9 protein-coding genes and 1 tRNA gene are annotated in these 12,424 nt (G+C 48.6%); 7 read left to right on the forward strand and 3 right to left on the reverse strand.

Going from position 1 to position 12,424, the window contains the following annotated elements:
- Window positions 1–10 precede the first annotated feature (10 nt).
- Genes J3999_RS07980 through mutS form a run of 3 tightly spaced genes read right to left on the reverse strand, consistent with a single transcriptional unit; the run spans window position 11 to window position 4,409 of the window.
- Window positions 11–853 (reverse strand): DUF5718 family protein, encoded by an 843-nt coding sequence (locus tag J3999_RS07980; RefSeq protein WP_208127386.1) that lies wholly within the window; start codon window positions 851–853, stop codon window positions 11–13.
- A 57-nt stretch (window positions 854–910) separates the two neighbouring features.
- Entirely contained in the window at window positions 911–1,780 is an 870-nt protein-coding gene (locus J3999_RS07985; RefSeq protein WP_208127387.1) for a tetratricopeptide repeat protein, read from the reverse strand.
- A gap of 31 nt (window positions 1,781–1,811) precedes the next feature.
- Entirely contained in the window at window positions 1,812–4,409 is a 2,598-nt protein-coding gene (gene mutS, locus J3999_RS07990; RefSeq protein WP_208127388.1) for a DNA mismatch repair protein MutS, read from the reverse strand.
- Window positions 4,410–4,600: 191 nt separating this feature from the next.
- Between mutS and J3999_RS07995 the strand changes: the two genes are divergently transcribed.
- The 7 genes from J3999_RS07995 to J3999_RS08025 all read left to right on the forward strand — a co-directional run bounded on the left by J3999_RS07995 (window position 4,601) and on the right by J3999_RS08025 (window position 12,389).
- Entirely contained in the window at window positions 4,601–5,080 is a 480-nt protein-coding gene (locus tag J3999_RS07995) for a CinA family protein (protein WP_173285660.1), read from the forward strand.
- Between the two features lie 371 nt (window positions 5,081–5,451).
- A complete protein-coding gene (recA, locus tag J3999_RS08000) occupies window positions 5,452–6,510 on the forward strand; it encodes a recombinase RecA (protein WP_208127389.1) in 1,059 nt (352 codons plus the stop codon).
- Window positions 6,511–6,532: 22 nt separating this feature from the next.
- Window positions 6,533–7,171, forward strand: coding sequence for a regulatory protein RecX (locus J3999_RS08005; RefSeq protein WP_208127390.1), 639 nt, complete (start codon window positions 6,533–6,535; stop codon window positions 7,169–7,171).
- Window positions 7,172–7,283: 112 nt separating this feature from the next.
- Window positions 7,284–9,875: an alanine--tRNA ligase gene (alaS, locus tag J3999_RS08010; protein WP_208127391.1), complete on the forward strand. Its 2,592-nt coding sequence runs from the start codon at window positions 7,284–7,286 to the stop codon at window positions 9,873–9,875.
- Between the two features lie 284 nt (window positions 9,876–10,159).
- Window positions 10,160–10,426 carry a carbon storage regulator CsrA gene (gene csrA / locus J3999_RS08015; RefSeq protein ID WP_208127392.1) on the forward strand — a complete coding sequence of 89 codons (267 nt, stop codon included), beginning with the start codon at window positions 10,160–10,162 and terminating at the stop codon, window positions 10,424–10,426.
- A gap of 132 nt (window positions 10,427–10,558) precedes the next feature.
- Window positions 10,559–10,651 (forward strand) — tRNA-Ser (locus tag J3999_RS08020).
- A 508-nt stretch (window positions 10,652–11,159) separates the two neighbouring features.
- Window positions 11,160–12,389: a hypothetical protein gene (locus J3999_RS08025; RefSeq protein ID WP_208127393.1), complete on the forward strand. Its 1,230-nt coding sequence runs from the start codon at window positions 11,160–11,162 to the stop codon at window positions 12,387–12,389.
- The last annotated feature ends 35 nt before the right edge of the window (window positions 12,390–12,424 follow it).

Here is a 12,424-nt window from a genome sequence, read left to right on the forward strand (position 1 = left end):
AGGACTCGCTTTAACGGATCTGCTGCTGCAGAACGGAGGCTTTGCGGATTTCTACAGTCTGGCCCGAAGCGTGCGCAGCGATCTCTTCCGGTGAATTCTGCTTGCCATCATAGACGTAGATTTTTATTTTATCGCCCGGTTGCAGGAAGACATTTTCACCGAATTCGCTGTAGGTGGTCGCACCGAGGCTGATCATCAACTGTTTCGGAAAACCGGCCTGATGGACGATCTGGTTCAGGTTTTCCAGTGGCCCGAAGTCCGCCTGATGGTTCAGGGTTTCAATCATCCACTCCTGTAGCTTTCCGTAAAAATAAGAGTAGCTGTTGACGGCACTGTCGTTACCGTAGGTATGAATTTCCCCGTCGCGAATCAGAAAAGAAGCGATGCGGAAGGATTCCAGTTCTCCGCCTTCCTGTAAAGTGCTCACCGGGAGAAAATCAGCGGAAATCCCTTTGGTTTCCGGTCCCCAGTTTTTCTTTTCACTGATTTTTTTGGCTCCGGGTTTGCGTATCGAGCAATCGTTGAAGGCGGCGAATGCGACTGGCTGAAGTGCGACGATTTTGCCGTATTCGTATTTGCTTTGGAACAGAACACAAACTTCGGGTTCGGCTTGCAGATGGGCGTTTTCAGCCAGGTCTTGCGGGTATCTGATGGTATTGTCGGACAGCGGGAATTCGCCGACTTGTTTTTCCGAGCCCGGGACAAAATACGGGAAGATGCCTTTTGGCGCCTTGGCCTCTTTGGTTTTGACATTTACGAAATCGGGGGTTTCTCCGGCTTGTTCGAGGTGGCCGGCAAAGTTACCGGCGATGCCTAAACAAAGAGTGTTTTTCAAGTCGTCTAGAGTTGGCATATCAATCCTTATTGCTAGTGTCCTGGTCGCATTGGCGTAACCGGGAAGTTCACTCGGTTAACTGAGTATGTTTTGCATTTGACGGCGGTAGCTTTTAACCAATTCCGGCTTAAAAGGCGCGAGCATATTAAACGCTTGCAGTAGCGCTTCCTGAGCCTGTTTGTCGATTTCGGCTCCGCTTGCAATCTGTAAACGTTTTAAAAGTGCCTGTAATCCTTGTTCGATACGGCCGTTGAGCATCAGAATACAGGCCAGGGCGTAAAGGGCTTGTGGGTCATCCGGGTTTTGCGCCAGGGTGTTTTGTACCTCGTTAATGTCCGGTCCCTGATTGGCTTTGTCGGCAAAATAGAAAATCCCGCCGAAATATTTTCCGCGCGGCGAGTTCTGTATCGATTCCGGAAGCTGTTGGAAAAGTGTTTCCGCTGCGTGGTTTTTCCCTTGTTTAAGAAAAATATCCAGCAGGTCAAGATGCAGTTCCGGGTGATTGTTGTTTAACTCGATTGCTTCAAGCATCAGGCGCTCGGCTTGGGCAAAATCGCCGTGGCGGATGGCGTTGATCGCCTGTTCCCGTTTGGCTTCGCTTGGATCCTGCGGCAGAACCTCATGTAACAGTGCTTCGCAGGCCGCTTTGTCAGTCCACTGATTCTGCTCGCCAACAAATGCTTCGTCCTTGACCATTTTACACAGTGGGAGCTGTTCAAACCCCAGTTTTTTTGCCAACTCGTTTTCTCGGTCGATATTGAGTTTGGCAAGGATTATCTTTCCGGCAAACTGCTGCGCCAAGGATTCCCACGCTGCTTTCATCTCTAGGCTGTCAGTGTTTTTTTCGTTCCAGAAAACCAAGGCAACCGGACGGCGTTTTGAGGCAAAAGCGACCAGCTCCGAGAAGTTTTCCTGGTTGATGTCCGCGATCATCGCTTGTGTCATGGTAAATTTCTCTTGTCTCTGTTTTCGGGGGTTACAAGCCCTTGAGTTGGGCCTTCAACTGATATAGGTAGTCCAGCGCTTCTCTGGGGGTCATGTTATCCAATTCGAGCTGTTGCAGTTCCTGATCAAGCTTTTCCATCGCCTCACACTTCGGATCCGGCATGGCGCTGAACATATCAAACTGTTGAATGCTGTCATCGGCGGAGGTTTTATGCGCCGAATTAGCTACGCTCTGGTTCTCCAGGTCGTGCAGATGTTCTTTGGCTCTTTGGATGACGTCGTTTGGCACTCCGGCCAGAGCGGCAACCTGAAGACCGTAGCTCTGAGATGCCGGGCCTTCCTGAACCTGATGCAGAAAGACGATTTTATCCTGATGTTCGATCGCGTCCAGATGGATGTTGACGGTGTTGCCGTATTCATTCGCCAGAGCGGTCAATTCAAAATAGTGGGTCGCAAACAGGCACATGCCCTTAATCTGTTTAGCCATCTGCTCGGCGATCGCCCAGGCCAGAGCCAGACCGTCAAAAGTCGATGTCCCTCGGCCGACCTCATCCATCAGTATCAATGAATTTTCGCTGGCGTGATGCAGAATATTGGCGGTTTCGGTCATTTCGACCATAAAGGTCGAACGGCCTGAGGTCAGGTCGTCGGATGCACCGATGCGCGTGAAAATGCGGTCAACCGGTCCGATTGTCGCTGAACGAGCCGGGACGAAACTGCCGATATAGGCCATTAACACGATCAGCGCCGTTTGCCGCATAAAAGTCGATTTACCACCCATATTGGGTCCGGTAATAATCTGTAAACGACGTTTTCCGTTGAATGTGCAGTCATTAGCGATAAACGGATCGCCGCACAGGGCTTCAACGGTGAGGTGGCGTCCCTGTTCGATTTCGATGCCGGGTTTTGTACTCAAGTGCGGACGCGATAAATCAAGCTGAACCGCCTGATGGGCAAGGTTGATTAAAAGATCCAGTTCCGCCAGTCCTTGAGCACAGTGCTGAAGGGGGTGCAAATCTTCATTCAAGCCGTCGATCAGCTGCTGATAGAGCCATTTTTCACGTGCCAGTGCCTTTTCGTTGGCACTGAGGATTTTGTCCTCAAAGGTTTTCAGTTCCGGTGTGATGTAGCGCTCTTGAGCTTTGAGCGTCTGGCGTCGTACATATTCCGGCGGAACCTGTTCGCTTTGCAGTTTGCTTACTTCAATGTAATAGCCATGAATACGGTTGTAGCCTACTTTGAGGGTGCTGATACCGGTACGCTCTTTTTCGCGCTCTTCCAACTGCAGCAGATATTGTCCGGCATTCTCTTTGAGGTTGCGCAGTTCGTCCAGCTCTTCATCGAAGCCGTCGGCGATCACTCCGCCGTCACGGATCAGTACCGGAGGGTTGTCGATAATTGCCCGATCCAGTCGGTCGGCAATTTCCGGGAATGTTTGAATTTTTTCCGCCAGCTGTCGCAGGCGCTTGGCATTGTATTGCGCCAGATAATCTTGCAGCGCAGGCAGGGCGTTGACGCTGCGGCCGAGTTGCAGCAGGTCGCGCGGGCGCGCCGAACCTAAAGCAATGCGTCCGAGAATACGTTCCAGATCGCCGATCTGTTTGAGTTCCTGATGGAAGGTATCGATCTGCGCTTGGTTAACCAGTTCTTCAATCGCATCCTGGCGGGCAATCAGAACCTTGTGATCGCTCAGGGGCTGGTTAAGCCAGCGTTTAAGCAAACGACTGCCCATTGCCGTTACCGTATTGTCCAGCAGTGAAGCTAACGTATTGGCATGGCCTCCGTTGAGATTGGTATCGATTTCCAGATTGCGGCGACTGATGGCATCCAATACCAGTGAGTCGCTGATCTGATAGGTCTGCAGACTGTGAATGTGGCTGATGTCGTTTTGCAGCATGGCTTGCGCGTAATGCAGTATCGCGCTGCTGGCGGCAATCGAGGCTGGCGCTCTTTCGCAACCGAAAGCGACCAGATCCTGAGTGCCGAAGTGGCGGCACAGATTTTGCCGTCCGCTTTGCTCGTCGAAGTGCCAGGCGGGATAGAATTGTAATGGACTGTTTGCCGGAAGTTTGTCCTGCATGCTCTGTGCGAAATCGGTTCCTTGCGGCAAGATGATTTCCGCCGGTTTTAAGCGCTCCAGTTCGGCAAACAGTTGCTCTTCGTTTTCGATCTGTGTGGTTTCAAAGCGTCCGCTGGCGACATCCAGATAGCTCAGGCCAAGGTGTTTTCCGCTTTCGCACAGGGCACACAGCAGATTCTCGCTTTTCTCTTCCAGCAGGGCGTCTTCGACCAGCGTTCCCGGCGTGATGATGCGTACGACCTTGCGTTCCACCGGGCCTTTGGAATTGTTCGGGTCTCCGACCTGTTCGCAGATCGCCACCGACTTGCCGAGTTTCACCAGCTTGGCCAGATAACCTTCGGCGGAATGGTGTGGAATCCCGGCCATCGGGATCGGCGCGCCGGCGGATTTACCGCGTGCGGTCAGCGTTATGTCGAGCAGTTTAGAGGCTTCTTGCGCATCCTCATAAAACAATTCGTAAAAGTCACCCATGCGATAAAAAAGCAGATGCTCGGGATGCTCCGCTTTAATTGCCAAGTATTGTTGCATCATCGGCGTGTGGTTACTCATAGGCTTTTGAATTGTCCTTATTTTCTTTTTTTGCGCAGGAGGTTTTGCAAGGTATTGAAAAAGGGGTATGCTAGGCGATAATTTTTCCAATGGCAACAATGATCAACGCAAGCGCAGCAATTTCCGGATGGCCGGATAGAATTGCAGAAAGTGAATGCAGTCGGCTGTCGTGAATAAATTTGGAGTGAAGGATGGATTTTACCGATCAAATGTCTGCTTTGGGGCAGAAACTGGTGGAAAAAAATGAAACTGTGGTCACCGCCGAGTCTTGTACCGGCGGGATGATTGCCGAAGCACTCACGTCAATCGGCGGAAGTACCGCCTGGTTCGACCGCGCTTATATCACTTACAGTTACGAATCCAAACGTGAAATGCTTGGTGTTAAAGAGCTGACCATACAGAAGCAGGGGGCGGTTAGCCAGGCTTGCGTCGAGGAGATGGTGCTTGGCGCTTTGCAGCAATCGCACGCAACCGTTGCCGTTGCCTGTAGCGGTATTGCAGGTCCCGGCGGAGGTTCTCCACAGAAGCCGGTTGGCACCGTTTGGCTGGCATGGGCCAAACAGGGGCATGATAAAGTCGAAAGCCAGTGTTTTGTCTTTGACGGAGATCGTCAGGCGGTACGTGAACAGGCGACCCGTGCAGCTTTGCAGGGGATTTCCGACCTGATTTAAATCGCCAGAGTTTAGTGGCTGCAGTAAGCGTTTGTCGAACTGTTCGGCAGGCGCTTTTTTATTGTCTGGTGAAAAGAGAGGTGCTTTGTATCCGGTCAGCGGATAGAAAAATCTCCGGGCATGGCGTTTAATTTTTGTATCAGTAATCAAGTTTGTGGTTTACTATTGTCATTTCCGGGCAAGAGTTCAGTAAATGATGAATTCTTATTGACACCATCTCTAGGATTTATGGTGTGATTATGGGATAATTTCAGGCCAATTTTTCGGGAGTCGTGTTCTCGTAAAGAATTGGCGAATCTCTTGCACGATTGCTTGCAAACTCAAAGCCGCATCAAAGTGGCTTTATGACAATAAATGAGGATTCAAAACCCATGGATGACAATAAAAAGAAAGCTCTGAGTGCCGCCCTAGGCCAGATTGAAAAACAATTTGGTAAAGGCTCGATAATGCGTATGGGCGATAACTCTGCGCCGCGCGATATCGAGGCGGTATCAACCGGCTCTCTAGGCTTGGATATTGCACTTGGTATCGGCGGCCTGCCTCGCGGGCGAATTGTTGAAATCTATGGTCCGGAATCCTCCGGTAAAACGACCTTGACGTTGCATGCGATTGCGGAAATGCAGAAAACCGGCGGTACGGCGGCCTTTATTGATGCCGAGCACGCTCTGGATCCGATCTACGCCGAAAAATTGGGTGTGGACATCGATAATCTTCTGGTTTCTCAGCCAGATACGGGTGAACAGGCGTTGGAAATTGCCGATGCGCTGGTACGTTCGGGCGCGGTTGATATCGTGGTTATCGACTCGGTAGCGGCTTTGACGCCGAAAGCGGAAATCGAAGGCGATATGGGAGATTCGCATGTCGGTCTTCAGGCTCGTCTGATGTCGCAGGCTCTGCGTAAACTAACCGCGAATATCAAGCGCACCAATACTCTGGTGATCTTTATCAACCAGATTCGTATGAAGATCGGTGTCATGTTCGGAAGCCCGGAAACGACAACGGGTGGTAATGCCTTGAAGTTCTATTCGTCGGTTCGTTTGGATATCCGTCGTATCGGTGCGATCAAGAAGGGCGACGAGGTTCTGGGGAACGAGACGCGCGTCAAGGTAGTGAAAAACAAAGTTTCGCCTCCGTTCAAACAAGTTGAATTCGATATCCTTTATGGTCAGGGAATTTCTCGTGAAGGCGAGATTCTGGATTTTGGTGTCAAAGAGAAGCTGATTGAAAAATCCGGCTCCTGGTACAGTTATAATGGTGCCAAAATCGGTCAGGGGAAAGATAATGCCCGCCAGTTCCTGATTGATAATCCCGATGTAGCAGGGGATCTGATGACCCAGATCAAAACCAATCTGATGCCGACTAAAAAAGCGCCGGTGGAAGAGAGTGCCGAGATTGAAGAGGCTCCAGAGTCGCTTTTTGACGGTAGCTAGAGAAAAATAGCGGATTCCGATTTTGAAAAAAGCAGAAGACTTTCTGGCGCAACTTGGCGTTGATACGGAAAGGCTGGATGCAACTGAAAAATCCTCATCGCAAAAGGACTCGATTCTCGAGGCCAGTTGGGATGAGGATTTTTTGCAGCCGTTTGACGGAAAACAGGCGCAGCTCGCTCAGTTGCAACAGGATCTTCAGAACCGCGCTTTACGACTGTTAAGTCAGCGCGAACACGGTGATCTTGAACTACTCGCCAAATTGCGCAAGAAAATGGCTGCCAGTGAAGAGCAGTTGCAGAAGTATGCGGTCAGTGATGAAGAGTTTCGCGAGCAGTTGCAGGCGTGCCTGATTTTTTGTCAGGAGAATAACTGGCAAAGTGACGAACGCTATCTGGAACAGTTGGTGAACAGCCTGTTGGCCAAGGGCAACGGGCCGATGAAAATTCGCCAGAAAGCCCGTATGAACAGTTCGCGCAGCGATCTTCTGGACGCGTTTCTCGATCTGGATTCCAGTGACTGGCTGGCATTGATTAAAGAGATTCTGGTAAAGAAATACGGCGACAGTGATGGACGTCTGGCGCCTAAAGAGCAGGCGAAACGGATGCGTTTCCTGCAGAGTCGCGGCTTTAGCCCGGATTTGATTTGGCGGGTGTTTCGCTAATTTTGACGCCTCTTGTATGCAATGCAGGGTGCATTTAATGGAATTTCATTCTTCTTGATGGCGTGTCCGTCAGGAAAACAAATTTTTACTATTTTTTAAGGTTTAACGACTTATGACCAGTGCAGAACTCAGAAAAGCTTTTATCGACTTTTTTGTGAAAAACCAGCATACCTCAGTGCACTCAAGCCCTGTGGTGCCGATGAACGATCCGACACTGCTTTTCACCAATGCCGGGATGGTGCAGTTTAAAGACACTTTCCTTGGTCAAGAGCAGCGTGACTATACGCGAGCGACTTCGGTTCAGCGTTGTATTCGTGCCGGCGGTAAGCATAACGACCTGGAAAACGTCGGTTATACCGCTCGTCACCATACTTTCTTCGAGATGCTGGGTAACTTCAGCTTCGGTGACTATTTCAAGCGTGAAGCGATTCAGTTTGCCTGGAAATTCTTGACCGAAGAACTGAAGCTTCCGGAAGAGAAACTGTGGGTGACGGTTTTTGAAGAAGATCAGGAAGCGGAAGATATCTGGTTGAAAGAGATGGGTGTTTCAGCGGAACGTTTTTCTCGCTGCGGTGCCAAAGACAATTTCTGGTCGATGGGTGATACAGGCCCTTGCGGTCCGTGTTCGGAAATTTTCTACGATCACGGTGCAGACGTTGCCGGCGGGCCTCCAGGGTCACCGGATGAAGACGGCGATCGCTATATCGAAATCTGGAACCTGGTATTCATGCAGTTCGACCGTTCCGCGGACGGCACCCTGACGCCATTGCCGAAGCCATCGGTCGATACTGGTATGGGTCTTGAGCGTCTGGCGGCGGTCATGCAAGGCGTACACAACAACTACGACATCGATCTGTTCCAGGCATTGGTGAAAAAAGCCTCTGAATTGACCGGTGAAAAAGACCTGTCCAACAGTTCTCTGCGCGTTATTTCCGACCATATCCGTTCTTGCGCTTTTACCATTACCGACGGAGTTTTGCCGTCGAATGAAGGTCGCGGATATGTCTTGCGTCGTATTATCCGTCGTGCGATTCGTCACGGTTACAAATTGGGCCAAAGCCAACCGTTTTTCCATAAACTGGTTCAGACTCTGGTCGAACAGATGGGAGAAGCTTATCCTGAGCTGGCGAAAGAGCAGGGCAATGTGGAACGCGTTCTGAAAATGGAAGAAGAGCGTTTTGCCGAGACTCTGGAAAACGGTATGAAATTGCTGGAAGACTATATTGCAGAGATGAACGGTACCGTCATTGACGGCGATATGGCCTTTAAACTTTATGATACTTACGGTTTCCCGATCGACCTGACTGCCGATGTGGCGCGTGAACGTAATCTGACTGTAGACGAAGCCGGTTTCGGTGAAGCCATGGAAGCGCAGCGTGAACGTGCGCGTTCGGCATCGAACTTTGGTGCGGCAGGTAATGCGCGTATCGAATTTGACGGTAGCACACAATTCATCGGTTATCAGCAGGATGAGGCGGATGCCAGCATTATTGCGATCTTTGTCGATGGTCAATCGGTTCAGTCGATCAATGAAGGTCAAGAGGCGGTCGTTCTTTTGGATCAGACGCCATTCTATGCTGAATCCGGTGGTCAGACCGGTGACTGCGGTAGTTTGACCGAAGGCATGCACAGCTTCCATGTCGATGATACGCAAAAGCAGGGCTCTCTGTTCCTGCATTACGGTAAGGCGACTGCAGGTACGGTTGCGGTTGGACAAAAAGTTCATGCCAAGATTGATATTACCAAACGCCGCGACTGCGAACGTAACCACTCTGCGACGCACCTGTTGCATTCGGCATTGAGAACAGTGTTGGGCTCGCATGTTAATCAGAAGGGATCCCTGGTTCGATATGATCGACTGCGTTTTGACTTCGCCCACTTTGAACCGATTACGTCGGAACAGTTGCGCGAAGTTGAGCGTCTGGTCAATCAGGAAATTATGAATAATACACCGGTTACCATTTCGGAAATGGCGATCGAAGATGCTAAGGCGCGTGGTGCTATGGCGCTGTTCGGTGAGAAATACGGCGATGTCGTTCGTGTTGTCGATATGGGCGATTTCTCAGTCGAACTGTGTGGTGGTACACATGTTAATTCGGTTGGGGATATCGGTCCTTTCCGTATCCTTTCCGAAAGCGGTATCGCTTCCGGTGTCCGCCGTATCGAAGCGATTACCGGTGAGGCTGCCTGGAAAGTCATCTATGAAGAAGAAGACGCTCTGCTAAACATCGCTGACGTGGTGAAGAGCGATAAGGCTCAGGTAGAAAATAAAGTTAATCAGCTGATGGCCGACTACAAGTCTCTTGAGAAAGAGCTTAAGGCGCTACAGGCCAAGCTTGCCTCTTCGCAAGGGGACGATCTGGCGAATTCGGCGATTAAAGTCGGTGATGTTAATGTGCTGGCGGCCAAGATGGAAGGCGCCGATCGGAATATGCTGCGTGAAACCGTTGATAAGCTGAAAGACAAGCTTGAGCCTGCTGTACTGGTTTTGGCTGCGGTCGACGGTGATAATATCGCGCTGGTTGCCGGTGTCAGTAAGGCGGTAACCGGTACTTATAAAGCCGGTGAACTGGTTAACCATGTTGCCCAGCAGGTTGGTGGAAAAGGTGGCGGTCGTCCGGATATGGCGCAAGCCGGCGGTAATGATCCAAGCAAGCTTGAAGATGCTCTGGCCTCTGTTAAAGCATGGGTCGAAGCCAAGTAACCGCGTTCTCGATTCAGTCAGTAAATAAACCCGTTAAGGATAATCCTTAGCGGGTTTTTTATTTTCGGCCACTCCTTATCGACCTGCCGAGTCGTCCTGATAAGCCCGGATTTGGAGGGCATTTCTTGGGCAAAAGTTCGTTTGAAGTAATTTAACTTACTGAATATACGAGAATTATCTTCAGTCAATTATCGGTAATTCTCTTCGGGCATTTCCAGCCGCCGCGTTTTTTTCTCAACGGCAAAACCTTATACTTGAGTTTATGTTCTAGTGGAGGGGGCAATATGCTGGTCTTAACAAGACGGGAAGGAGAGGCGCTGGTTATTGACGGTAATATCAAAGTCACCGTGCTTTCTGTAAAAGGAAGCCAGGTCAGAGTCGGCATAGAAGCGCCACAGAATATCCCCATTCATCGGGAAGAACTGTTGGAAAGCAACGCGAAAGTAAATGCTGAAAGCGCTCATGCAGACAAGAAGCAGGACGCTGATGAGGATGATGTTCAGTCCGCGGACGTTGCGGATAAAGCGCTGCAAGGTGACGCAAATTCATAACATTTCCCGCCGATTTTCTCTTGCTCTGTTGTGAATTTAAGATTCTCTATTTTCCCTCGAAAGTTTCTGAAAAATTTCTCTCAAATAGTTTACAAGACCATTGATAACTTGTATCATACGCCCACAATTTTAGGAGACGTGGCCGAGAGGCTGAAGGCGCTCCCCTGCTAAGGGAGTATAGGGTTTGTAGCTCTATCGAGGGTTCGAATCCCTCCGTCTCCGCCATTACATCGAAAGCCAGACAGAAATGTCTGGCTTTTTTCGTTTCCAGGCCCTGTGTTTACTGGCTTGCAAGAGTTATTAAGAATAACTCTAAATCTGTTCAGATAAATCCTGCTGTATCGAATAAAGGATTTGAGTAGATAAACTATCCCGGAATGGGTTCGCACGTCACGCCAAGCAAAATAAATCGTTTCAAAATCCCTGCAAAACCACAAAGTCTCCTTGATGTTGCTAGCTGATAACTTGAACACCTATTTCAGGTGATTAATAGGAAGAAATCCGTTTGAATTGATGCTATCTAAACTATTACGCGTATCAAGGTCGTAATTTTAATAGTGCTATGTATATTGATTTTTTCTAATAAATACGTAATTAAAAATTATTAACGCATTTTATAAAATCTATTTGGGTAGACCGAAAAATTTTAAAAAGGTTTTGTGTTTAACTCTGGTAAACTTTTTTTCATTAATGTTGATTTTTTCTTGTAAATCAAATGGTTGGAGATTTAGATATGAAATTAAAGTTACTAGTTGGAGCAGTTTGCTTAGCAGTGTCGAGTACGTCTATTGCTGCAAATGGAAAACCCTTTCAAGAGCTTCAAGCTCAGATTGATGCAGCCAATGCGGAAATCCGTGCCTTGAAAGATCAAGTGTCATTGAATTCAACAAGTATTTTGGAAATAAGAGAGCTTATTAAAACGCAAAATGCAAATATCAGTGCTATCAACGCAGAATTGCAGAATCAAATGGCTCTTGTAGAAGGCGCTTTAAGCGCTGCTGAACAAGCTACGGCTATGTCTGAGTCTGCAATTCAGGAGCTGGAATCAACCAAATTGTATTTTTCAGAAGCGATTGAATCAATTAACGGATCTATACAAGTTCTAGAGAGTGAGTTATCGACCATTACTGCTTCTTTAAAGTCGAGCAATGAAGAATTTCAGCTCTCCATTGATTCGTTGAAAAGCGCTATTGAGGTAGGTGATGGTTCTGCAACGATTGGTGAGTTGGTGGCGGAATTAGTCATCACGACTGCTGAGTTGGCTGTAAACAACACTGCAATCAACGATCTTTTTTCGCAAATTGATTCACTGCGAGCTACTGTCGAATCTAATCAAGCCCTGCTAGCAAAAGTTGATCAAAAGATTGCCGAGGGCATTGCCGAAGCTGTTCAGAATGTCGGGGCAAAGGTTAATCAAATAAGCTTCAATGAAACAGGTCGCTCGATAGATGATGTGACGGCTTTAGAGTTTTATACAAAGATTGAATCATTAACTGCAAATGCTGGCGATCATATTTTTCTTGGCGCATACAACAATGGGCAGTTAGTCTCAGGAGCCTGTTTGGAAGATGCCGTTGATTTCCTTGGTATGCTTCATTCGGCTAAATACGCTCTGCATTATTCTAACTCTAATTATTGGCCTTTATATCAGTCCAAGTATGTCAGGAACAGTTATCGTCTTGATAACATAGGGGAGTGGCAATACAGAGCAACTGACAGCTTCAATATCTATATGGGAGGGGCATCTCGTTATGATGGCGCATACTATTCGGCAAGGGGTTTCTTGCAAATGCACTTTCCAACTGGAGATATGTTAATTGATATTAATTCTCAAAGAGAGGGTTACAACCAATCGGAAGTTATGGCTCGTAATTCGGGGGTGTATGGCATCTCTTACTATGAAGATAACAACGCTCAAGTTGTAATTAAAACGGGCCCTAGATTGCAGAGTTGTGGTTTCTAGCGCTATCGAGAGTTAGTGTCATATTGATAAATAAC

It is taken from the genome of Thiomicrorhabdus sp. 6S3-12, assembly GCF_017571475.1.
GTDB lineage: Bacteria > Pseudomonadota > Gammaproteobacteria > Thiomicrospirales > Thiomicrospiraceae > Thiomicrorhabdus.